This is a genomic window from Sporosarcina sp. USHLN248 (genome assembly GCF_037144575.1).
Taxonomy (GTDB): domain Bacteria; phylum Bacillota; class Bacilli; order Bacillales_A; family Planococcaceae; genus Sporosarcina; species Sporosarcina contaminans.
The window spans coordinates 16,329-39,552 of sequence record NZ_JBBCZC010000011.1 but is presented as its reverse complement, the minus strand read 5'-3'; the positions used below and the strand labels follow the sequence as shown (position 1 = coordinate 39,552).

The 23,224-nt window shown below is 41.5% G+C and carries 20 protein-coding genes; 1 reads left to right on the top strand and 19 read right to left on the bottom strand.

Translation table 11 applies throughout. The features are described from left to right. Positions 1-43: 43 nt before the first annotated feature. From WFH04_RS06320 to WFH04_RS06285, 8 genes are all read right to left on the bottom strand, one after another. Complete coding sequence (locus WFH04_RS06320) at positions 44-1,354, bottom strand: dihydrolipoamide acetyltransferase family protein (protein ID WP_336823218.1); 1,311 nt, start codon at positions 1,352-1,354, stop codon at positions 44-46. Positions 1,355-1,577: 223 nt separating this feature from the next. Beyond that, on the bottom strand, positions 1,578-2,561 hold the full coding sequence (locus WFH04_RS06315; protein WP_336823217.1) for an alpha-ketoacid dehydrogenase subunit beta: 984 nt from the start codon (positions 2,559-2,561) through the stop codon (positions 1,578-1,580). Beyond that, positions 2,561-3,568, bottom strand: a complete 1,008-nt coding sequence (locus WFH04_RS06310; RefSeq protein ID WP_336823216.1) for a thiamine pyrophosphate-dependent dehydrogenase E1 component subunit alpha — start codon at positions 3,566-3,568, stop codon at positions 2,561-2,563. The genes WFH04_RS06315 and WFH04_RS06310 overlap by 1 nt, the downstream gene beginning before the upstream one ends. Before the next feature lie 43 nt (positions 3,569-3,611). Then, the gene (gene lpdA / locus WFH04_RS06305) at positions 3,612-5,039 is read right to left on the bottom strand and encodes a dihydrolipoyl dehydrogenase (RefSeq protein ID WP_336823215.1); all 1,428 of its coding nucleotides are present in this window, start codon (positions 5,037-5,039) and stop codon (positions 3,612-3,614) included. A gap of 28 nt (positions 5,040-5,067) precedes the next feature. Further along, positions 5,068-6,150 carry a butyrate kinase gene (gene buk / locus WFH04_RS06300; RefSeq protein WP_336823214.1) on the bottom strand — a complete coding sequence of 361 codons (1,083 nt, stop codon included), beginning with the start codon at positions 6,148-6,150 and terminating at the stop codon, positions 5,068-5,070. 20 nt (positions 6,151-6,170) lie between these two features. Continuing rightward, positions 6,171-7,268, bottom strand: coding sequence for a branched-chain amino acid dehydrogenase (bcd, locus tag WFH04_RS06295; RefSeq protein ID WP_336823213.1), 1,098 nt, complete (start codon positions 7,266-7,268; stop codon positions 6,171-6,173). 36 nt (positions 7,269-7,304) lie between these two features. Continuing rightward, positions 7,305-8,219 (bottom strand): phosphate butyryltransferase, encoded by a 915-nt coding sequence (gene yqiS / locus WFH04_RS06290; protein ID WP_336823212.1) that lies wholly within the window; start codon positions 8,217-8,219, stop codon positions 7,305-7,307. A gap of 14 nt (positions 8,220-8,233) precedes the next feature. Beyond that, complete coding sequence (locus WFH04_RS06285) at positions 8,234-10,261, bottom strand: sigma 54-interacting transcriptional regulator (RefSeq protein ID WP_336823211.1); 2,028 nt, start codon at positions 10,259-10,261, stop codon at positions 8,234-8,236. A 127-nt stretch (positions 10,262-10,388) separates the two neighbouring features. Here WFH04_RS06285 and WFH04_RS06280 point away from each other — a divergent pair, with 127 nt between their 5' ends. Further along, positions 10,389-10,625, top strand: coding sequence for a DUF2627 domain-containing protein (locus WFH04_RS06280; protein ID WP_336823210.1), 237 nt, complete (start codon positions 10,389-10,391; stop codon positions 10,623-10,625). Positions 10,626-10,705: 80 nt separating this feature from the next. Here the strand turns inward: WFH04_RS06280 and WFH04_RS06275 are convergent, their stop codons facing one another. The 11 genes from WFH04_RS06275 to xseA form a co-directional block, all read right to left on the bottom strand. Further along, positions 10,706-11,416, bottom strand: a complete 711-nt coding sequence (locus tag WFH04_RS06275) for a glycerophosphodiester phosphodiesterase (protein ID WP_336823262.1) — start codon at positions 11,414-11,416, stop codon at positions 10,706-10,708. Then, positions 11,400-12,965 carry a FapA family protein gene (locus WFH04_RS06270; protein WP_336823209.1) on the bottom strand — a complete coding sequence of 522 codons (1,566 nt, stop codon included), beginning with the start codon at positions 12,963-12,965 and terminating at the stop codon, positions 11,400-11,402. The genes WFH04_RS06275 and WFH04_RS06270 overlap by 17 nt, the downstream gene beginning before the upstream one ends. 158 nt (positions 12,966-13,123) lie before the next feature. Further along, complete coding sequence (spo0A, locus tag WFH04_RS06265) at positions 13,124-13,912, bottom strand: sporulation transcription factor Spo0A (RefSeq protein ID WP_336823208.1); 789 nt, start codon at positions 13,910-13,912, stop codon at positions 13,124-13,126. A gap of 224 nt (positions 13,913-14,136) precedes the next feature. Then, complete coding sequence (locus tag WFH04_RS06260; RefSeq protein ID WP_336823207.1) at positions 14,137-15,099, bottom strand: SpoIVB peptidase S55 domain-containing protein; 963 nt, start codon at positions 15,097-15,099, stop codon at positions 14,137-14,139. 309 nt (positions 15,100-15,408) lie between these two features. After that, positions 15,409-17,109, bottom strand: coding sequence for a DNA repair protein RecN (gene recN, locus WFH04_RS06255; RefSeq protein WP_336823206.1), 1,701 nt, complete (start codon positions 17,107-17,109; stop codon positions 15,409-15,411). 194 nt (positions 17,110-17,303) lie between these two features. Then, complete coding sequence (gene ahrC / locus WFH04_RS06250) at positions 17,304-17,753, bottom strand: transcriptional regulator AhrC/ArgR (protein WP_336823205.1); 450 nt, start codon at positions 17,751-17,753, stop codon at positions 17,304-17,306. Between the two features lie 75 nt (positions 17,754-17,828). Then, a complete protein-coding gene (locus WFH04_RS06245; RefSeq protein ID WP_336823204.1) occupies positions 17,829-18,650 on the bottom strand; it encodes a TlyA family RNA methyltransferase in 822 nt (273 codons plus the stop codon). After that, positions 18,647-20,548, bottom strand: coding sequence for a 1-deoxy-D-xylulose-5-phosphate synthase (gene dxs / locus WFH04_RS06240; protein ID WP_336823203.1), 1,902 nt, complete (start codon positions 20,546-20,548; stop codon positions 18,647-18,649). The genes WFH04_RS06245 and dxs overlap by 4 nt, the downstream gene beginning before the upstream one ends. A 189-nt stretch (positions 20,549-20,737) precedes the next feature. After that, positions 20,738-21,622 (bottom strand): polyprenyl synthetase family protein, encoded by an 885-nt coding sequence (locus tag WFH04_RS06235; RefSeq protein WP_336823202.1) that lies wholly within the window; start codon positions 21,620-21,622, stop codon positions 20,738-20,740. Next, positions 21,615-21,857, bottom strand: a complete 243-nt coding sequence (locus tag WFH04_RS06230; RefSeq protein ID WP_336823201.1) for an exodeoxyribonuclease VII small subunit — start codon at positions 21,855-21,857, stop codon at positions 21,615-21,617. Before WFH04_RS06230 ends, WFH04_RS06235 begins: the two co-directional genes overlap by 8 nt. Continuing rightward, positions 21,858-23,213, bottom strand: coding sequence for an exodeoxyribonuclease VII large subunit (gene xseA / locus WFH04_RS06225; RefSeq protein WP_336823200.1), 1,356 nt, complete (start codon positions 23,211-23,213; stop codon positions 21,858-21,860). Positions 23,214-23,224 lie beyond the last annotated feature (11 nt).

The window sequence follows — 23,224 nt, the reverse complement described above, 5'->3', positions numbered from 1 at the left end:
AAATGAAAGAAAGCAGCCACTATGCAAAAGGCTGCTTTTTTCATTAATAAACAGATGTGTTTTCAGCGGTTGTCTGTTCTAAGATTTCTTTGACGCGCGATAGGAAGCGACCGGCAACTAAGCCGTCCAATACGCGATGATCAAGAGATAAGCAAAGATTAACCATATCGCGTGCAGCAATCATTCCGCCTTGCATTATGACAGGGCGTTTGACGATTGACTCGACTTGCAAAATAGCAGCTTGTGGGTAATTGATAATACCCATTGATTGCACTGAACCGAATGATCCGGTGTTATTGACAGTGAAAGTGCCGCCTGCCATTTCATCCGACTTCAACTTGCCTGAACGTACTTTTGCAGCCAATTCATTAATTTCACGAGCGATCCCTTTAATCGTTTTTTCATCGGCATGTTTAATGACTGGTACGAAAAGAGCATCTTCTGTTGCGACTGCAATTGAAATGTTAATGTCTTTCTTTTGGATGATTTTATCTCCAGCCCACATTGAATTCATCATAGGGAATTCTTTCAATGCTTGTGCAACAGCTTTTACAAAGAAAGCAAAATAAGTTAAATTGAAGCCTTCTTTTTGTTTGAACTCATTTTTCAATGAATCACGATATTGCACCATGTTTGTAACATCGACTTCAATCATTGTCCATGCGTGCGGTGCTTCATGTTTAGATTTAAGCATATTATTCGCAATTGCACGACGGACGCCCGTTACCGGAATCTCGATATCACCAGCTGCCGACTCAACATGTACCGGTTCGGATTTGTGCGTTGGCGCAGCTTTCGGCGCTGTTTCAACCGATTGCTTCGGAGCTGATACCGCTTGTTTTGGCTGTTCAGCAGCTGTCGGAATAGTACCGCTTTCAATAATTGACATCAAATCCTTGCGAGTAATCCTTCCATCACGTCCTGAACCTGATACTAACGCCAAATCAATGCCATGTTCTTGAGCCAAACGCATAACTGCAGGTGAATAGCGAGCACCGCCATTTTGTTTTTTAAGTGGAGAAGCAGGTTTTTGAGATCCAGCGGCAGGCATCTCGTTAGCCGGTTCGTCTTTCACTGGCGATGCTTCTGCCTGCTCAGCCGAAGCTGCTCCACCCTCTACTTCGATTTTGCAAACGATGACGCCTACTTCGACCGTTTCGCCTTCATTTACGATGATCTCAGTAATTTTTCCTGAAAAGGACGATGGAATTTCAGCAGTCACTTTATCTGTATTCACTTCTGCTAAAGGATCGTACTTATTTACAGTATCCCCTACTTTAACGAGCCATTTCTCGATCGTTCCTTCGGTGACACTTTCCCCTAATTTGGGCATTTCAATATTTTCAATTGCCATTCTCTTTACCACCTCTCCGAATCAATTATGCCTTAGCATAATTGCGTCCAGATTTTGAATTGATGTATGTCCTACAGGTTTTGCATCGGAAGCGAACCATCGCCTATGCATCATAATGATTTAGCATACCCTATCTCCGTAATCTTAGGCGATTGGTTGTTAGAGGGCTTTCCAGCCAAACAAATTGTCATATTGCCATGGGACAATCCCTTCGCTTGACGCATTAAAATTCTGCGAGCTCCCTTGCAGCCTTTTCAACTTTTTCCGGATTGACCATGAAAAATTTCTCCATTGTCGGTGCGTAAGGCATTGCAGGAACATCTGGTCCTGCCAACCGCTTAATCGGTGCATCTAATTCAAACAGGCAATGCTCGGCAATGATGGCAGACACTTCGCTCATGATGCTTCCTTCTAAGTTGTCCTCCGTCACAAGCAATACTTTTCCTGTTTTGGATGCGGCTTCAACGATTGCCTCTTTATCTAACGGATAAACCGTTCGCAAGTCTAAAACGTGAGCTGAAATTCCGTCTTCAGCAAGTCTCTCTGCCGCTTGCAATGCGAAATGGACACATAAACCATAGGTAATGATCGTAATATCGTCTCCTTCACGTTTCACATCCGCTTTTCCGATCGGCAATACGTAATCATCTTCAGGCACTTCACCTTTAATGAGACGGTATGCACGTTTGTGTTCAAAAAATAACACCGGATCATCATCACGAATTGCCGCTTTCAATAACCCTTTAGCATCATATGGTGTAGATGGGATGATAATTTTTAATCCAGGGGTGCTTGCGAACATTGATTCAACTGATTGTGAATGGTAAAGCGCTCCGTGGATTCCGCCTCCGAATGGTGCACGAATGACAATTGGGCATGACCAGTCATTGTTCGAACGATAGCGGATTTTTGCCGCTTCAGAAACAATTTGGTTGACAGCAGGCATGATGAAATCTGCAAATTGCATTTCTGCGATCGGACGCATGCCGTACATGGCTGCGCCAATTCCAACACCGGCAATCGCTGATTCTGCAAGTGGCGTATCAAGTGCGCGATACTCCCCAAACTGGTCGTATAATCCGGTTGTCGCCTTGAAGACACCGCCTTTTCGACCAACGTCCTCCCCTAAGACGAATACGTTTTCATCACGTTCCATTTCTTCTTTCATAGCTAATGTAATCGCATCGATATAGGACATAACAGCCATTATTCGCCCACCTCTTCCTCTTTATAGACATGGCGAAGCGCGTATTCCGGTTCAGCATACGGTGCTTGTTCCGCATATTCTGTCGCTTCATTGACGATCGCCATAATGCGATCATCCATTTCTTTTTCCGATTCGTCGCTTAAAACGCCGACTTCTTTTAAATATGCGGCAAATTTAGGAATCGGGTCTAATTTTCTTTCTTGTTCAAGCTCTTCTGCATCACGGTATAAACGATGGTCATCGTCAGACGAGTGTGCGGTCAGCCGATAGCAAACTGCTTCTACTAAGCTCGGGCCTTCGCCGCTGCGCGCACGATCAGCTGCCTCTTTAACGACTTTATAAACTTCAAGTGGATCTGTTCCATCCACTGTTACACCAGGCATACCATATCCAACAGCGCGCTCTGAAACATGTTCACATGCCAATTGTTTTTCAAGAGGGACTGAAATGGCATATTTATTGTTTTCAACCATGACAACAGTAGGCAATTTATGAACGCCTGCAAAGTTCATCCCTTCATGGAAATCTCCTTGGTTTGAAGAGCCTTCCCCTAAAGTTACAAAAGTGATGAAATCCTCTTTTTTCATTTTTGCAGCCAATGCTACACCAACTGCGTGCGGTAATTGAGTTGTTACCGGTGAAGAGCCTGTCAAAATACGATTTTTACGCTGTCCGAAATGCCCTGGCATTTGACGGCCACCAGAGTTCGGATCTTCCGCTTTTGCGAATGCGGATAGCATCAATTCTTTCGGTGTCATGCCAAAATGCAATACAACACCCATATCGCGGTAGTAAGGGGCAATCCAATCCTTCTCTTTATTAAGTGCATAAGCAGCACCTGCCTGAGCTGCTTCCTGCCCTTGACAGGATATGACAAATGGGATTTTCCCCGCTCTGTTCAATAACCACATCCGCTCATCCAAGCGACGTGCCATGACCATTGTCTCGTATATTTGCAATACATCATCATTTGTTAATCCAAGTTCTTCATGACGTGTTTGGGCCATTTTTTAATCCCCCTTCATATAGGTTAAAAATTACAACAACATCTTACATATGAATGGCAATGCCATCAACGGCAAGTGCCGCTTCACCTATCACCTCAGACAATGATGGATGCGGATGAATAGTGGACGCTACCTCCCAAGGTGTTGCATCTAAGACCATTGCAAGACCAGCTTCTGAGATTAAATCAGTTACATGGCTGCCGATCATATGGATCCCTAAAAGATCGTCTGTTTCTTTGTCGGCGATTATTTTAACAAATCCATCAGAATTTCCATTCACCAACGCTTTGCCAATTGCTGCAAACGGAAACTTGCCAACTTTTACATTGAATCCTTTATCCTTCGCCTGTGCTTCCGTTAAACCAACACTGGCCGCTTCAGGACTGGAGTAAATGCATCTGGATACATTTGTATAATTGATCGGTTCACGGTCGATACCTGCAATATGTTCTACAGCCGCAATCCCTTCATGTGAAGCGACATGAGCTAATTGTAGTCCACCAATACAATCACCGATCGCATAAATATGGCTTTCTTTCGTTTGGAAAGTAGCCTTTGTTTGAATGAAGCCGCGGTCAATTTCAATTTCAGTGTTTTCAATCCCGATACCTTCAGTATTCGCTTGTCGCCCTACAGACACTAACATTTTTTCTGCACTGAATTCCTTCTTCTCTCCATTGATTTCAGCGGAGATCGTGACGGATTCATCTGTTTTAACTAGGGTTTCAGGCAATACTTTAGCATTGACTGCAAATTTGATGCCTTTTTTCGTAAGCAGTTTTTTCATTTCCTTTGAAACATCTGCATCTTCAGTAGGCAAAATTCGGTCAGCGTATTCAATGACCGTCACCTCAACGCCAAAATCATTTAGCATCGAAGCCCATTCAATTCCGATAACACCGCCTCCGACAATAACCATTGACTTTGGTAATTGTTCCATTGCAAGTGCGCCGTCAGATGAAAGGATTTGATGTTCATCGATCTTAAGTCCTTCCAAAGTGCGTGGACGGGACCCTGTTGCGATGATCAGATTTTTTAAAACTAACATTTCATTTTCTTCTCCGTTGTTCATTTCAACAGAGATGGTACCTGGCATTGGTGAGAAGATCGATGGACCTAACATTCTCCCTAATCCTTCATAAACGTCGATTTTCCCTTTTTTCATAAGCGCTGTAACGCCTTTATGGAGTTGTTCGACAATTTCTGTTTTCCGTTGTTGCACCCTTGCGAAATTCAAAGAAGCACCCGAAGTCTCAACCCCGAAATACGATGCCTTTTCTTTTGCCAGTTGATACACTTCGGCGCTTTTTAATAGCGCTTTACTCGGGATGCAACCTCTATGGAGACATGTTCCACCTAACGCATCCTTTTCAACCAAAGCGGTTTTCAAACCTAATTGAGCTGCACGGATAGCAGCTACATAACCTCCTGTACCTCCGCCTAAAATAACTACATCATATTCTTGAGCCATCCTATATGGCCTCCTTCACGCTATCCGATCAAGCCGGATAGATTTTTGCTTGTTCTTCTCCGGTTAAAACACGCAATGCGCCTTCCGATAATGCTTGCAATTCATCTTCTCCCGGATAGGTATGTACATCGGCAATCCAATCAATCCTCGATTTGATTGATTCGATGAAGCCTTTTCCGTAAGCAAGACCGCCCGTCAAAAGAATTGCATCGACTTTCCCAGATAATACAGCTGAGGCGCTGCCAATCTCTTTTGCTACTTGGTACGCCATAGCTTCGTATAATAGCTTTGCATTTTCATCGCCGTTTTCAATTCTCTTTTCTACCTTCACTGCGTCATTTGTCCCTAAGTAGCCGACAAGCCCGCCAGAGCCTACTAACATCGACATGATTTCATCACGGTAGTATTTACCTGAAAAGCATAAATCGATTAAATCGCCGGCTGGGACAGTTCCTGCTCGCTCAGGGCTGAACGGGCCATCTCCATGCAAACCATTGTTCACATCGATCACTTTACCGTATTCATGGCAGCCTACAGTAATCCCTCCGCCCATATGCACGACAATCAACCTTAATTCGTCGTAACGTTTTTCGATCTGTTTGGCGTATCGCCTTGCTACTGCTTTTTGATTTAATGCGTGAAAGATCGATTTACGATCAATGTGCGAAAACCCAGAAATACGTGCAATCGGCTGCAATTCATCGACGACAACAGGGTCGACGATGAATGCTTTTACACCTAACTCAATGGCAATTTCATTTGCTATAATGCCACCTAAGTTTGAGGCATGCTGGCCTGAATACCCTTTTCGCAAATCTTTCAACATAGCTTCATTCACTTCATAAGTGCCGCCAGAAATCGGTCGCAGAAGGCCGCCTCTACCACATACAGCCGACAATTCATCCAACCGAATTCCTTCTTTTTCAAGCGTTGATAAAATTGCCTTTTTCCTGAAGTGGTATTGATCAATGACAGCGGGATAATCCGCAAGCTCCTCCGAAGAATGTCTCAATGTGCTTTCAAGGATGAGTGTTTCGTTGTTGAACACACCAATTTTCGTCGATGTGGATCCTGGATTAATGATCAAAATTTTATAGATTTGATCGTGCAAGATTATCCCTCCCGACTGTATTATTTTTTGCGTGAAAGTACGCTTTTTGCATTTTGTAAAAATTGGCCTCTTGATTTTGCTACACGTGCAATCCTTTCTTCCGCTAGACGGTCTGCCGCAACATAGGAAGGAATATTATCACGTTTTGAAATTGCAAAGATTTGTTCGATCGTGTCGTAAATACCTGCTACGCGTTTCATTGCGCGCTCGCGATTGTAGCCAGCTAGTTCATCTGCGACATTAATTACACCACCGGAATTGATGACATAATCAGGTGCGTAAACGATGCCCATTTCATGGATGCGATCTCCGTGTTCAGGGTCTTTTAGTTGGTTATTCGCAGATCCTGCAATGACTTTGCATTTTAATTGTGGAATCGTTTCATCGTTAATAATTGCTCCAAGTGCACATGGTGCAAAAATATCTGCATCTTGTGAGTAAATTTCATCAGCTTCGACTGCAATTGCTCCGAAAGCTTCTACTGCACGGCGAACAGCATCTTTGTTAATGTCCGTCACGATCAATTTCGCGCCTTCTTCGTGCAAGTATTCGCAAAGTGTATATGCGACATTTCCGACTCCTTGGACAGCAACAGTTTTGCCCTTTAAAGAATCATCACCGAATGCTTCTTTTGCAGCTGCTTTCATGCCTTTATATACACCGTAAGCTGTTACTGGGGACGGATTTCCTGAAGAACCAAATTCTGCAGAGACGCCTGTTACATAATCTGTTTCCAAGTGGATTAAGTCCATGTCTTCTTCCGTCGTGCCTACATCTTCCGCTGTAATGTATCTGCCGTTCAAGCCTTCGATGTAACGACCGAACGCCCGGAACATTTCTTCGTTTTTATCTTTCTTCGGATCACCGATAATAACGGTTTTACCGCCCCCTAAGTTTAGACCAGCAGCTGCGTTTTTGTACGTCATACCTTTCGCAAGGCGGAGAGCATCTTCAATCGCTTCTTCTTCACTTGCATACGTCCACATACGTGTCCCACCTAAAGCAGGGCCCAAAGTCGTATCGTGAATTGCGATGATTGCTTTCAATCCAGAAGTTTTGTCTTGGCAAATGACAAGTTGTTCGTAATCGTGAGTTTCCATATATTTAAAGATTTCCATGTTGTTATTCCTCCTATAATTCATACAAATTATTTTTTATTTTGATAATGAAGCTGTTTGAATTGCAACCGCGAGTGAATACAATTTGCTTTCTGCGCTATCCGCCCTAGACGTTAGCACAATTGGTGCTTTTGCACCGGCAATTACTGCTCCTACTTTAGCTCCCGCGAAATACATAAGCGATTTATAAAGAATATTGCCCGCTTCTATATTCGGTACTGCTAAAATGTCTGCTTTGCCTGCCGTACCGTTGCGGATCCCTTTTTGCTCAGCAGCTTCTAAAGAAATGGCATTATCAAGAGCCAATGGACCGTCAACTATGCAATCCTTTATTTGTCCCCTATTGTTCATTGCGACAAGCGCTGCAGCGTCAATCGTTGGCTGCATTGCCGGATTGACTGTTTCAACTGCACAGAGCGGAGCGACAATTGGCATTTCTACGCCGCAAGCCTTTGCGACAGAAACCGCATTTTGAATAATTTGCGCTTTCGCTTCAAGATCAGGTGCAATATTCATGGCAGCATCCGTTACGAATAACAACTTGTCGTACCCTTGTACTTCAAAAGCAGCAACATGTGACAAGATACTATTCGTCCGCAAGCCATATTGTTTATTTAACACCGCTTTTAAAATAACTGCTGTCGGTAAATTCCCTTTCATTAACACATGCGCTTCTCCAGTCGATACAGCTTTGACAGCATGCTCCGCAGCTTCCTCAACTGTTGTCGTGTTTCGGAAGGATACCCCGTGCTGGTTTAACAGTCGTGGGAACTTTTCTGTTATGAGTTGTTGTAGTTCCGCCTCTTGAGCGAACAGTAGAAAGTGTGCTATCCCTTTTTGCACTGCTATTTCAATCGCTTCAAGCACTTCACGATCTGCGGCAGACGCAACAGCTACGATTGGCGGATCTTTCATGGAGGACTTTTCAATCAGTTCATCCAAAGTTGTCATGACAACACCTTCTTCTATATAAGTTTGTGCTTCTCCATTTTATAATACAAGGAACGTAATGAAATGCCGAGCCGGTTAGCTGTTAAGGATTTATTGCCATCATGCTCTTCCAATGCTTTTTCCAATATAGATTTTTCGTAATCATCCATAATGGACGTAAGCGAGCTCTTTTCGGGAAGCACGTTATCTTCTGAATTTGTACCGATTGTCTGCAATGAACGTTTAATATCTTCCTCATCAATAATAACAGAATTGGGTTTCATATAGATCATCGCACGGCTAAGAACGTTTTCTAATTCACGGACATTTCCTGGCCAATCATGTTGGCGTAGTCTTTCCTTAGCAGCAGCTGACAATGCTTCCACATTCATGCCGAATTCCTGATTTAACTTAACGAGCAAATGATTGACAATTTCCATTATGTCTGATTTGCGGCTACGCAGCGGTGGTATATGGATGGACAACCGATTTAGCGCATAGTATAGTTCCTCATTGAAAGAACCTTCGTGAATTGCTCTCTCTAAATTTTTAGAAGTTGCCGCGATAATCCTTACATGTGCATGATCATGCCGTTGACTTTCTAATTGGGCATTGCGTCCTCCGTTTATATAATCAAATAGTCGGATTTGCACTGGTTTTGTAAGCGCTGTCACTTCATCTAAAAAGAGCGTACCGTTTATTGCTTCTTTCAATAAACCGATCCGATCACCGGTTACTTCTCCTTCTCCAAATAGTTCTTTTTCCATTAATGAAGAATCGATCGCACCGCAATTAACTCGAATGAATTTACCCGATTTTCTTTCGCTTGCGCTATGTATTGCGTTTGCAAACAGTTCTTTTCCTGTACCGGCCTCACCTCGCAACAATACTGCAATATCCGATTTAGCAGCTAATTTTGCCTGCTCTATCGATAGATGGATGTCTGCGGAATTGCCGTGGATATCCGCGAATGTATAGGTCGCTTCCAGTTGTCGGATTATTTCTTTTGCCCAATCCAATTCTTTCATCAGCTTACGTATTTCGGTTATGTCATGAATTACACCGACACTGCCTTTTAATTGATTATTGACGATAATCGGCGCAACATTGACGATGACATCTCGATTATCTTCCCCAATTTTCATATTGACACCGCGTACTGGTTGTTTCGTTTCCAACACTTTCATATGAATGCTTTCGCCTTCATTAATGTCAACTGTAGCAGGTTTTCCAATGATTTCGTCTTGTGTGAGCCCAGTCATTCTCGTATATGCTCTGTTCACTAGCACACCAATCCCATTTTCATCAACGACGGAAATGGCATCGTCACTTGATTGAATGATTGCTTCTAACATCGTTTTCACTTGCTTTAAGCCGGTTATTTCTTCTGCTAATTTGGTCACTTCAGTAACATCTTTAAAAACTGCAAACGCACCAATAATCGTATTATCTTTTGATGCCAACGGATATCGGGAAGTGACTACTTTTGTACCATTCGGTAGAATTAGCTCTTCATTCAATTCAATTGTGCCAGATTCCAGTACTCGAACAAGCTTGCTTTGAGGGATTACATCGGTAATAAGTTTCCCGATTGCTTCATTATCAGAAACTTCCAACATCCTGCAAGCGCTTTCATTGATAAAGTCAATGTTGCCTTCAGGACCTATTCCGATCATCCCCTCGTCTACCGAATTAAAAATAAGGCGTTGGCGTTCTATTTCATTTTGTATGCGTTGCATAGATTTGCCATTCTCTTTCAAAAGGCTGACAATGACATTCGCTACCGACCCTGGAATGAGCAATGTGTTCGGTGGAATATTCTCCATAATATTGGAAAAGACAGTGTCATCTCCTGTAACATCAAAGACAATGTGAATGTCTGAACGTAAAAAGGCTTTCCAATCCGTACCGGTGCAAATACCATGCTCCCTTGCAATTTGCAAACCGGGAGCTTGTTCATCCTTGTCGACAATTGCTTTGACATTCATGGATTTCAATTTCAGAAATAGGTTCAGAATCGTTGTTCCACCCGAGCCTGCCCCGACAATGAGAACATTTTGCAAGGATATTCATTCTCCTTTAAATAACATGCAATCTTTTGCAAATCTATATTTATCATACACGATTGCACACTTCTTGACAATCATTGTTAAGCAGGTAAAATTAAAAACGTTAAGGAGATTGATATAAATGGCTCGAATGGCGGCTTTCATCGTTCTTTTAATCCCGATACTCATTACAGCAGGCGGCATAAAGCTAATGCGGGATTCACTTTTTGGTATTTTGTTTAGCCCTTTTCCGTTCATCTGGCTTCAGTTCATCGTTGGACTGATTATGTTCAGTGCCGGAATCGCTTTTTTTGCAGGCTTCCTTCTTCGGCGCGACCGTCGAAAAGGTAGAGTGCAAGAACGTTTCAAAGAGAAATAATGAATTGCGGGACATAGGAAAAGCAGGCGAAGAGATATTAAACCTTCGCCTGCTTCTTTTACAGTTATTTATTTTATGCTTTAGAAGCGGTTAGGATAGTCAGTGATCCATCCATCTACAAACGCGGGAGGATTTTTCGCTATTTCCTCATGGCCCGTAACTCCATAGACTCGCAACTTTTTTCCCGTGTTGACCATATTGCCAAGATACGGTTCCTTCCATAAACGTTTATGGAAATTAAACCCATCCGCAGCTATATATTTACTTAAATTATTCCAATCAACCGCTTTTTTTCTCATAAGCAAAGCAGTTTCAACTTTTTGATCAATTTCCTTCACGTTCTCCAATAAAGTGTAATCGAAAGAAGATATATGCAGTTCTCCTATTATCGACGCCTTTTCAATTATTTCCTTAATCGAATTTCTATTTTCTGCAACACTTTCTTTCAACTCTATGTTCAACGCCATATGATGCATTTCACAAAACAAAATTGCATCAATGAGCGTTGGGATCGGGTGACCGAAAAGTATTCGCCAAAACTTTTTTCCAACTTTTAACTGCTGTAGTTCAGATGAATGGATATCCGTTATATTTTGCTTCACACCCGCTACTCTAAACATATTCAAATCATGAATGACGACAGGGACTCCATCTGCAGTTAATTGAACATCCAATTCGATTCCGTCTGCTCCCATATCATACGCTTTCTGAAAAGCATCCATCGTATTCTCATATTTGTACGCAGATGCCCCCCTATGTGCAAAAACAATTGGTCTAGACATTAAGGACATGATCGACAACTTCAAAAACGCCCTTTGTTTCTTTATTTAACGAAGTGGATTGATCGCCTATTTGAATAATTACACCTGGATAAGCTTCCTTTGATATTTCTATTTGCGGGCGTACTGCTGTTCTAATTTTATACATTCCCGCTTGAATTTCTTGATCAAGTTCAACTATTTTATCTTTGCTTAGTTGGACAGTCTCTTTCAGTTTTTCATATGCCGCTTCTTGTTCTCCTCGAAGGGATGCTCCTAACTGTTCTATTTTCAATAGCTGTTGTTCCAAATGGCTCACTGTAGTTTGTACATCTTTCAATTCTTGAGCCATTTGCTGTATTTCAGAGTAAATCAAGTCTTTATTCACTCCTTTGGCATGAAGATGAGTCATTCTCTCATGCTGGTTTCCTGCATATCCGCATTCTATTCGATATAATGCTTCAATATGTCCGCCAATGATTTTGCCTTTATTTTTATCAACAAATATACGTTCCGCTACTGCATCTGCTCCTAACATATAGAAGCCGACATGAATATTTTGCGCGAAAAGTTTGCAGTTATTTGCATGTTTTATAAAAATATCGCCGCGCGCTTCGATTATTGTTGTACCTCCGCCGAAGACGCCGCCTTTTATATATAAATCACCTTCAGAAGAACAAATCTCTTTCGCATTCGTAACGCTTTCATTTCCTTCAATCGAAATGTCGCCGACTGCGTTAACTGAATAACCCGCCAATACTGTTCCATAAACCGTTACAGCTCCTTCAAATTTTATGGAACCTGTTTCTGGCCCAACATCTCCATTAATAATTAAATGCTGTCCTACACTGACAATATCCCCTGGCAAAAATTCCAATGCTCCTCCAAACATTGCCTTTAATACAGTCTTTCCCTGTTCCTCAACTTCCACAACAGATTTTCGGTCATATGTAAGTTTCGAGTCGGCTCCCCGCTGCGCTTCAATTGTATTCCCAAATACATCGCTGCCAGGAATGCCGTCTGTCGGTGGAATCTTTTCTCCTAACCATTGACCTTCTTTAATATGTGTAACGAAATTCATTTCATAATAATCAGCTATTCCGTCTTCCCTTATAACAGGTTTTCGCTCAGGTTTTTCGATATATGTAATTTTTGCATCTTCACCTTTTTGCGGTTTTTTCCCTTCAGCTACTATAACAGTAGATAAAGGCAGCAATTTCATTGAAGACAAAGATTTTCTGCCATAAACGACACCATAATCATCCAACAGTTTTTCTGCATCTTTTATATATTGGTCTCTATTTAATTCAAAATCTTCCATAGTTACATTAAATGTTATTTCTGCTGTCAGTTTATCTTGAGATATATGTAGTTCAATGACTGGTAAATAAGAGCCGATCGAATTTTCATTCCCTACATCTGTAAGCGCTTTCCTAAGTGCAGGGAAAGAACTGATCTTTATTCGCGGATTTTCCTTCGTAATTTGGTCAAATGACTTAAGCTGATATCCCGCTTTTTTTAACTTTAACAATACATCGTTTCCACTCACATATAAATCAAAATAATCATTTTGGACTAGCAAAGCCAACACCCCTTCACTCTTTCAGTTGCGCTCTTTCATTATAGTATTATTATCAGAAATTTAATAGCTGTAATGCTTAAATAGGTGAAAAGTCAGGGGTAATGAAAAAGGCCACCAGGATTTTTACCTGATAGCCGATTATTTGGTTATTCAGAGAATTAACTCGCCATATGTTCCAAGCGAATCTTATCAGCTATCATAGCTATAAACTCACTATTTGTAGGCTTGCTTTTTAAATGATGCACTGTGTAGCCAAAAGTTTTCGAGATAACGTCATAATTTCCTCGATTCCATGCAACTTCAATTGCGTGTCTGATGGCGCGCTCTACCCTTGAAGGCGTCGTGTTATACTTTTTTGCGATATCGGGATATAAAACTTTTGTTACCGATCCTAATAGATCGACATCTGTGTAGACCATCTGGATGGCTTCACGGAGGAAGGCATACCCCTTAATATGAGCAGGGACACCGATTTCTTTAATAATGGACGTAATTGTTGTGTCCAAAGCTCTTTGACTGAGACCAACCTCCTCAGTTTGATTGTTTTTCACTGGCGGCTTCGTTTGCTTTTGCTTTCCAGCCACTTGGAAGATTTGAGTGACGAGCCGATCGAATTCAAAAGGCTTCAGCATAAAATAAGACGCACCAAGCCCTCCAGCTTGAGCCATAACATCTTCCTGACCGAAAGCTGTCAGCATAATAATTTGTAAATCGGAAAGACTTGAATCATCTTTTATCGTTTCCAAAACTGCAATTCCATCTAAATGTGGCATAATAATATCTAAAAGAAGCACATCTGGCATTTCTTCTTTCAATTGGCTTAAGCATACCCGACCATTATGAGCTGTCCAAATCACTTCAAGTTCCGGATGCTGCTCGAAATAGACCCCCATCATTTTTACAAGTTCCTTATTGTCATCTGCAATTGCAATTTTCAATTTCTCCATTCTTTTTCCCCCTACGGTCATTTTCATGCATTAGTCGTATTGATTTGCAGCGTATAGGAAAAATTCGACATCTATCTGTAAAACCCTTTCTTATATTTAAAAATACATCTTATGGAGGATAGTTTCGTCAACGTTCGACGAACTATGCAGCAATCAACAGAAGATCGACATAAAAAGACTGCTCCATCCGTCTGCTCATACCGGATGGAACAGTCTTTTCTTCCTTACTGTTTTTCACCATTTCTCATCGTAATTAGGAACAGACCTGCTCCTTTTTTCGGTTCATCCACAAACATGTGAGTGACAGCTCCGACAAACTTTCCATTTTGGATGACAGGACTTCCGCTCATTCCTTGTAAAATGCCGCCTGTTGTTTCCAATAGTTTAGGATCTGTCAAAATGAATTGGAATTGCTCTTCCTCGACTTGTGTAATTCGGATGGAGAATGACTCGACTTCCGTACCTTTTACCGTAGTAAAGATTTCTGCATCACCTGTTTGCAATTCACTTGGCTGCATAATCTTCAACGGTTCGGCTAACACTTTCTTATAAGCATCGTTCCACATGCCGAAAATGCCGTATATGCCGTTCGTCTTAATCGTACCAAGATATTCGTTGTTATTTACGATGGAAGATATTTTATAACCTGGTGAGCCTGGTTCACTCTTTTTAATTTGTTCAATTTCCGAAAGATAAATGGCGCCTTCGCGAAAAGAAGGGGGTGATTTCAAGGAACTATCGACAATTTGATGGCCAAGTGCGCCGTATGTCCCTGAATGTGGATCGACATACGTCAGCGTACCGGTTCCTTCCGTGCGGTCTTTTAAAAACGGAAGCAGCCTTTTTACAGTTTCACTTTTTACGTCAAACTGCAAAGTTTCACCATTACGATCGATTGTTAAATGAAATCGTTCTTTTTTCTCCTGTAGCGTTTGTTCGAATTCACGTAATGTATGGATGGATTGTTCGTCAATTTTTTTGACTCCATCGCCCGCTTTCAGCCATTGGCCTTCATAGATCAATACGTCATTCGTTACAAATACGCCGGACAACTCCATTTGAATCCCGATGGAATGTCCCATTGGAATAAGCGTATCCTCCTCAGCAAATGCAGCTGAAGTAAAGGATGAAAAAATCAAAAATACGGCACACGAAACGGTAAACGCCAGACGTCTACTCCATCCCATAGTTCACCTCCTCGATGAAATGTACTATTGGTATGTCCGTTCAGCGCAAACTTATGAAAGGTACTTTCAAGCAAAAAAACGCATACTTGATATGTATACGCGCTACTACTCCGTAAACCTTACCTGTATCGGACGATGCTCAAATAATGTTTAGGAAACAGCGAATTTTTTTTAAGACGTCAAGCGCTTCTGGTCAAGTTACAGAGTTCATTTTTTTACTCAAACGAAAAATGACTGTAGACAAAGTTAAAAAAGTACTTTGTCTACAGTCTGGAGCGCATAATTGATATGTATGCGTTAAAACTAAAATTATGACCGAAAATCAGCTTTACGTTCCTCTGCCATGGATAATAATTCTTCTGCATGCTGCAATGTTAAAGGTGTTATTTCAGTTCCCGACAGCATTCTTGATAGTTCTTCAGTACGTTCAATTCCTGTTATATCACATACAGATGTTGTCGTACGATCTTTTTTCACTTCTTTTTTAATCAAAAAATGATGATCCGCCATTGCTGCGACTTGCGGCAAATGCGATATGCATAAAACTTGCGAATTGGTTGCAATCATTGCAATTCGTTCGGCAATCGACTGGGCAACGCGACCACTTACACCTGTATCCACTTCGTCAAATATAATCGATGTGATCCCTTGATGCTTTGAAAAAATTGTTTTCAAAGCCAACATAATTCTTGACAATTCCCCACCGGAAGCTATTTTCACAAGCGGCTTCAATGGCTCTCCCAAATTCGTTGAAATAAGAAATGTCACATCATCAAAACCATTTAGATCAAATTGATTTGCCACTTTTCTTTCGACCGCCACTTTAAAGGTGGATTTTTCCATATGTAATTCCTTTAGCTGTTGCATGATCGCCACTTCCAAATGCTTAGCTGCCTCTTTTCGGATTATCGAAAGTTCATTCGCTTCGACTTCCAAATCTTTTTGAAGCTGTATGAATCGCTCTTGTTCTTGAGCAAGTCGTTCATCACGATTCATTAGCCGATCAAGGTCCTCCGCAATTTTTTCGCGGTACAGAAGGATATCTTCTATCGTTGCCCCATATTTTCTTTTTAATGTGAGAAGCTGTGCCAGCCTGTCTTCAACGTATGATAGACGCGACGGATCAAATTCCATCCGATCAATTTTATTTTTCAATTCATGAGCCGTATCTTGAAGAACGTAAAAACAATTCGCAACTAATTCGGATTGAGCTGTCAATTCTTTATCGATTGACGCAGCATCTTCCAAGTCACTCATTGCAGAGCCAACCCAGTCTAGCGCATGCATATCCCCGCTAATGGATTCATAAGCAGTATTCAGCCTTTCAAATAATCGATTATAATGCTGAAGTTTCATCTTCTCTTCTTCTAATTGTTCCTCTTCCCCAATCGTTAATTGGGCTTCATCGATTTCTCTTAACTGGAACGAATATAAATCAATTCTTTGCGCTACTTGTTGCTCGTTTTCATTAGCGGTCATTAGCTTACGCTTTAATTTTGAATAACGGTCATATATGTCAATATAATTTTTATAAGATTGCAAGAAGGTTTCACCGGCAAATTGATCCAATAAATGAATATGCCGCTTCTCTTGCATTAATTCTTGGTTATCATGTTGGCCATGAATATCGATTAATTGAGAACCAATTTCTCTTAAGATAGCAATTGTCACTAATTTCCCATTTACTCGGCATGTCGTTTTGCCTGAAGCATTTATATCTCTGCGAAGAATGAGCGTGCCATCCTCTGTTTCTATTCCCAATTCTTCAAGTCTTTGGAATACCGGATGCTCATCATCGTCAATCGTAAACATGCCCTCAAGCTCAGCTTTCTTTTCACCATGTCGAATAAACTCCTGCGATCCTCTTCCTCCCGCAAGAAGCTGTACGGCATCAATAATAATCGATTTCCCTGCCCCTGTTTCACCAGTCAGTACTGTTAGCCCATCATCAAATGTAATCGAAAGCTGTTCGATAATGGCAAAATTTCTTATTGAGAGTTCAGCTAACAAACTATTGGTCACCTCGTTTCTTCACAACCTTATTACTATATGTGACTCACTAGAATGCATCGAAATTATAAATATATACGTTTGCACAAGCCGATCACCAGACAGATAAATGGTTTTCAAAAGCAGGAAAGCACTAATTGTTCTTCATTCCTATCGAGCTGCATATAGATGCGAGGAACCGCCGCTGAATCTATTTACAGCATCTCCAGCAGGCGGGACTTCACTTGAGTAGTAAGGTTTTCATCCCTGCATATAATCATGCACGTATCATCACCACATATTGTACCGAGCATTTCATCCCATCCTAAGTTATCAAGAAGTGAGCCTACTGCATGTGCATTTCCAGGCAAAGTCTTTAAGATGATAAAGTGACTGGCACTGTCAATGCTTACGAAAGCGTCTGTCAGCATACGCCGGAGCTTTTCTTCCGTATTGAAACGATGGACAGGCGGAAGACTGTATTTATAGCGGCCGTCAGACAATGGCACTTTAATGAGGTGCAATTCTTTTATGTCGCGGGAGACTGTTGCTTGCGTAACATCCACTCCCGCTTTCTTTAATTTATCGACTAGCTGATCTTGCGTTTCGACTTCCTCATTCGTAATGATATCGCGAATTCTTAAATGCCTTTGTCCTTTATTCAATACAATCACTCCGATGTTAATTTATCAATTTGTCACTTTTCTAACACCCATATCGGTTTGTCTGCAAAGTGAAATTTAGTGTAACGCAGCGTACGCTTCATCAACTAACTGAGTGAACGCTGTTTTGTCAAATGGTTGTTCCGGGCTTTCATCTGATTTTAAATGGAATAGAAATTCAATATTTCCTTCTCCGCCTGTAACCGGGGAAAATGAAATCCCTTTTACTGAAAAACCTTCATGAATTGCAGCTTCCGATATTTTCAGCAAAACATCGATATGAACATTTCGGTCCCTGACGATCCCTTTTTTACCGACGTTCTCTTTGCCTGCTTCAAATTGCGGTTTCACTAAAGCGATGACATCGCCATTCTGTTCAATTATTTGTTTAAGCGGAGGCAAAATTAATTTTAGAGAAATAAAGGAGACGTCAATCGTTGCAAATTGAGGTTTCCCATCCTTAAACATATCAGACGTCGCATGCCGGAAATTCGTTCTTTCCATAACTGTTACACGCTCATCCTGTCGTATTTTCCAGGCCAATTGATTCGTTCCAACATCCAATGCATAACAATGCTTTGCACCATTTTGCAATGCACAGTCTGTAAATCCGCCAGTTGACGAACCGATGTCCAAGACAATTTTATTTTCGACAGAGACATCAAACACTCCAAGCGCTTTTTCAAGTTTTAACCCGCCTCGGCTAACATATTTCATAGCTATGCCTTTTACCGTCAGCGGAGCATCAATTTTTATTTTTTCACCAGGCTTGTCCAGTCTTGTTTCAGCAGAATAAACGATGCCTGCCATAATGGACCGTTTAGCCTGTTCGCGGGTTTCAGCAAGTCCACGTTGCACTAATAATACATCGACCCGCTCTTTTTGTTGCCCATTCGTCATACAATTTCCCTTTCGACCGCATGCTTACGGATCATTTCTTCCATGTCTCGTTCAAGGTAATCTACCGTTAAATCGATTTCTTCGAGCAGTTTATCAACGCTGCCATGTTCGATAAATTCGTCTGGAATGCCAAGTCGATGTATTGGTGGCACAGTCTCCATCACATCATGAGCATATTCAATGACAGCGCTTCCGAATCCACCCGCTAAAACAGCCTCTTCTACTGTGACGATCGGTTTTCCATCTGCAAACAATTCACGAAGCATTATATTGTCCAATGGCTTTATGAATCGTGCATTGACTACTTTGACTTGCATTCCTTTTAGAGATAGCCTTTCAGCAGCCTGTAATGCCATCGGAATGGTAGTTCCAAATGTAAGAATTGTTCCGTCAGTCCCTTCCCTAAGAACTTCCCATGTTCCGATCGGTATCCTTTTCAACTGCTCGTCCATTGGCACACCGAGTCCATTGCCTCTCGGGTATCGCATCGCAATAGGCCCGTCATCATAAGATAATGCTGTTTTCACCATATGTTGTCCTTCATTTTCATCTTTTGGCATCATGATTACTAAGTTTGGCATATGACGTAGGAAAGCGATATCGAAGACTCCTTGATGTGTTTCACCATCAGCTCCGACTAATCCCGCTCTGTCAATGCCAATAAAAACATTTAAATTTTGCCTTGTAATATCGTGGAGCATTTGGTCATAAGCACGTTGTAAAAACGTTGAATAAATTGCCAAGAACGGTTTCATGCCTTGTGTTGCGAGTCCAGCAGCCATTGTAGCAGCATGTTGTTCTGCTATACCGACATCAAAAAATCGATTTGGAAATTCTGCTGCAAAATTTTCCAATTTGGAGCCGACCGGCATTGCTGGTGTTATTGCAGCAACTCTTTTATCTTCACGGGCAATTTTACGCACCGTTTCAGCAACAAGTCCACTCCATGATGGGGCAATAGTTGGGGACTTCACAAAATCTCCTGTTTCAATTTTATATGGACCCGTACCATGCCAAGCTCCAATTTTGTCGTCTTCAGCAGGTCGATATCCTTTTCCTTTTTTCGTAATGACGTGGAGCAAGACAGGTCCTTCCATTTTTTTGGCGTATTGAAGATTACGCTCTAAATCATAAAAGTCATGACCATCAATTGGTCCTAAATAAGTGAAGCCCAATTCTTCAAAGAATACACCAGAAACAACAAGATATTTTAAACTATCTTTAAGCCGCTCTGCAGCTGCCGCCATTTTTCCACCGACTGCTGGGATCTTCTTTAAAATATATTCCAATTCATCTTTAGCAGAATTGTATTTGCCGGCGGTGCGCAGTTTGCCTAAAACAGAATGAAGAGCACCGACATTCGGGGCAATTGACATTTCATTATCATTTAATATAACCGTCATATTCGTTTTCATATGACCAATATGATTTAATGCTTCAAGTGCCATTCCGCCAGTTAGCGCTCCATCCCCAATTATTGGGACGATGTAGTTCTTTTCACCTTTCATATCCCTTGCTGCTGCCATCCCCATTGCAGCTGATAATGACGTAGAGCTATGGCCGGTTTCCCATACATCATGTTCACTTTCAAGCATTTTAGGAAAGCCGCTTAGCCCTTTGTATTGACGAAGTGTGTTAAACTGTCCTGCCCGTCCTGTTAAAATCTTATGTACATATGCCTGATGGCCTACGTCAAAGATGAATTTATCAGTCGGACTATCAAATGTTTTATGCAATGCGATCGTCAATTCCACTACCCCTAAGTTCGGGCCGATATGACCGCCAGTAACGGAAAGGTTCTCGATCAGGAATTTACGGATTTCTCGAGATAATTGTTCCAATTGTTTCTTATCGAGCTTTTTAAGAAAAGATGGACTTGTAATTTGGTTGAGATCCATCGTCATCACGCACCTTCATAAATTAATTGCCTAATTCGCATCCTTGTAGCTTACATTATAGCAAGAAGGAACTTTAATACAAAATCTTTCAGCAAGCTTTTAGGAGAAAATTCATTTTTTTCAATGAAAAGGCTACTTCTAAGGCGAATTGTTAGTAGCGTTTAAGGAGCATAGCAGAAACATTTTTCTTTATGCAAGTCTTCCCATAATATAATTAGCAAACAACTCCAATAATGGTTGCTCTTTCTTTAAAAATGACAGATTTTTAATCGATAGGTCATGGTATTTCAATAGTTGCTGTTCGGCTCCTTCCAAGCCTAACAAAGCAGGATATGTTGATTTATGGCTCGATGCATCGCTATTAGCCGTTTTTCCTAACGCTTCCGTCGTTGAAGTGACATCTAAAATATCATCTTTTATTTGGAACGCAAGACCGATATGTTTTGCATATTCCTTCAAATAGCCAAAAACATCCTCATCTGCATCCGCTAAAATTGCCCCTGCCTCAATACTGAATGAAAGAAGTGCACCTGTCTTATGCATATGGACATTCTCCAATTGCTCCAAGTTCAGCCGGGTAGTTTCCCCTTCCATATCTAAGATTTGGCCTCCTACCATGCCGGTTGCCCCTGCTGCGTCTGCCAGTAGCTTGGCTAACCTGACTGCCTTTTCTGGCGATGTGTTGTCCAAAGATGCCATTAATTGAAATGATAGTGTAAGCATTGCATCTCCTGCTAAGACAGCTGTCGCTTCGCCGAATACTTTATGGTTCGTCGGTTTCCCTCTTCTGAAATCGTCATCATCCATGCACGGAAGATCGTCATGGATGAGTGAATACGTATGAACGAGCTCTATTGCCGAAGCTACTTTTAATGCATCCTTTGAAGTTGCGTTTAAATCTTCTAAAACAGAAAGTACTAGTAAAGGTCTTATTCTCTTACCGCCGGCGTTTATTGAATAAAGCATTGCATCTTTTAACGACTTGGGCATTTGCAATGATTGTACAATTCTATTCATTTCACTATCGATGATCGGTATATTTTTATCAATAAATTGTTTTAGTTTTTCACTCATTGTTTTCTAATCCTTTCGCTGGATCGAAAGGAGTTTTGTTACCATCCTTATCGATGATCGAGATCAGCTGTTGTTCCGCATCCTGCAGTTTTCCGTGACAATAAGCGGACAGCTCCATACCTTTTTTATATAATGTGATGGCCTCTTCCAACGGAACATCTCCAGTTTCAAGCTTTTGGACGATTTGTTCTAAGTTGGACATGGCTTCTTCAAAACGAAGTGTTTCTTTATCCATCTATTCTTCCCCCTCGTCATATACGTTAACTGACTTGACTTCCGCTCTTAAAGTTCCATCGGGCATGCGGATGTCGATTGGATCGCCCTTTTGGAATGCTGCTGCACTGCTCACGACTTTATCGTTTTTGTAAACGATGGAAAACCCTCTTTCCATCACTTCGAGCGGATTCAAAGCTTTTAGCGTCCTGACAACCGAGCCAAATTGGTCTTTATAAATTCGCAGCTCATTGTGAGTCGCGCGCGTCAATCTTTCGGTCAGCAATGCTGTCATATTGCTTCCTTCCTTGATACGCTGTATAGGTGAATAATAGGTTAGCAAACGATTCAGCCTTTCATGCTCCGCCCTCCGATTCGTCGTTAATTCGGAGCGGCTTCTTGTCAATCGGTCGTCAAGATTACTTAATCTTTCTGTAAATGGCCGATATAGCCTTTCCGGAAATTGAAGCGGATAAGATTGTTCAAAACTATTTAGCCGTTTACGTTCTATTTTAATTTGATTTGAAAAGGATGTATACAATGAACGTTTTCGCTCCAAAATTCTTTCAAATAGCTCTTCCTTCGATGGAACCGCCATTTCGGCAGCTGCTGTAGGGGTCGGAGCTCGACGATCTGCAACAAAGTCGGCAATGGTCGTATCCGTCTCGTGGCCGACCGCACTAATAATAGGAATTCGGCAAGAAAAAATCGCTCTTGCGACGGATTCTTCATTGAATGCCCACAAATCCTCAATCGATCCCCCACCACGTCCTACAATTAATACATCGATGGAATTTACTGATTCTGCCATTTGGATTGCACGGACGATGGATGGCGCTGCCTGGGGGCCTTGGACAATGGCGGGAAATAAAATGATTTCTGCCAACGGATAGCGCCTTCCAATCGTAGAACAAATATCCTGTATCGCCGCTCCTGATTGTGCGGTAACAACACCGATTTTTTGGGGCAACAGAGGGAGTGGCTGTTTAAATTTTTCATTAAACAATCCTTCTTTAGATAGCTCTGCTTTTAACTGTTCAAACGCTAAATAAAGCGCTCCAACACCATCAGGTTGCATCGTCTGAACATACAACTGGTATTGGCCGCTCGCTTCATAGACATTGACATCGCCCGTAATGAGGACGTTCATTCCATCTTCTAACTTAAATTTCAAATTGCTTGCAGCCGATCTGAACATAGCAGATTGAATTCTGCTTTTATCGTCCTTTAACGTAAAGTAAATATGCCCGCTCGGGTGAACTTTCAAGTTTGAAAGTTCACCTTTAACGAACACATTGCGCAAATGCGGGTCGGCATCGAATTTTCTTCTTATGTATTTTGTTAATGCTTGGACAGATAAATAGGAATCTGGTTGCAACAGTTTCACCC

What these genes read in the sequence shown, in the direction of transcription:
- WFH04_RS06260 (WP_336823207.1), bottom strand. Translation starts at nt 15,099, where the DNA reads ATGGGATGGAGTAGACGTCTGGCGTTTACCGTTTCGTGTGCCGTATTT.
- spo0A (WP_336823208.1), bottom strand. Translation starts at nt 13,912, where the DNA reads ATGGAGAAATTGAAAATTGCAATTGCAGATGACAATAAGGAACTTGTA.
- WFH04_RS06245 (WP_336823204.1), bottom strand. Translation starts at nt 18,650, where the DNA reads ATGACGAATGGGCAACAAAAAGAGCGGGTCGATGTATTATTAGTGCAA.
- bcd (WP_336823213.1), bottom strand. Translation starts at nt 7,268, where the DNA reads ATGGAAATCTTTAAATATATGGAAACTCACGATTACGAACAACTTGTC.
- yqiS (WP_336823212.1), bottom strand. Translation starts at nt 8,219, where the DNA reads ATGACAACTTTGGATGAACTGATTGAAAAGTCCTCCATGAAAGATCCG.
- WFH04_RS06280 (WP_336823210.1), top strand. Translation starts at nt 10,389, where the DNA reads ATGGCTCGAATGGCGGCTTTCATCGTTCTTTTAATCCCGATACTCATT.
- dxs (WP_336823203.1), bottom strand. Translation starts at nt 20,548, where the DNA reads ATGGATCTCAACCAAATTACAAGTCCATCTTTTCTTAAAAAGCTCGAT.
- WFH04_RS06315 (WP_336823217.1), bottom strand. Translation starts at nt 2,561, where the DNA reads ATGGCTGTTATGTCCTATATCGATGCGATTACATTAGCTATGAAAGAA.
- WFH04_RS06275 (WP_336823262.1), bottom strand. Translation starts at nt 11,416, where the DNA reads ATGTCCTTAATGTCTAGACCAATTGTTTTTGCACATAGGGGGGCATCT.
- WFH04_RS06320 (WP_336823218.1), bottom strand. Translation starts at nt 1,354, where the DNA reads ATGGCAATTGAAAATATTGAAATGCCCAAATTAGGGGAAAGTGTCACC.
- WFH04_RS06310 (WP_336823216.1), bottom strand. Translation starts at nt 3,568, where the DNA reads ATGGCCCAAACACGTCATGAAGAACTTGGATTAACAAATGATGATGTA.
- lpdA (WP_336823215.1), bottom strand. Translation starts at nt 5,039, where the DNA reads ATGGCTCAAGAATATGATGTAGTTATTTTAGGCGGAGGTACAGGAGGT.
- WFH04_RS06235 (WP_336823202.1), bottom strand. Translation starts at nt 21,622, where the DNA reads ATGAGTGAAAAACTAAAACAATTTATTGATAAAAATATACCGATCATC.
- WFH04_RS06230 (WP_336823201.1), bottom strand. Translation starts at nt 21,857, where the DNA reads ATGGATAAAGAAACACTTCGTTTTGAAGAAGCCATGTCCAACTTAGAA.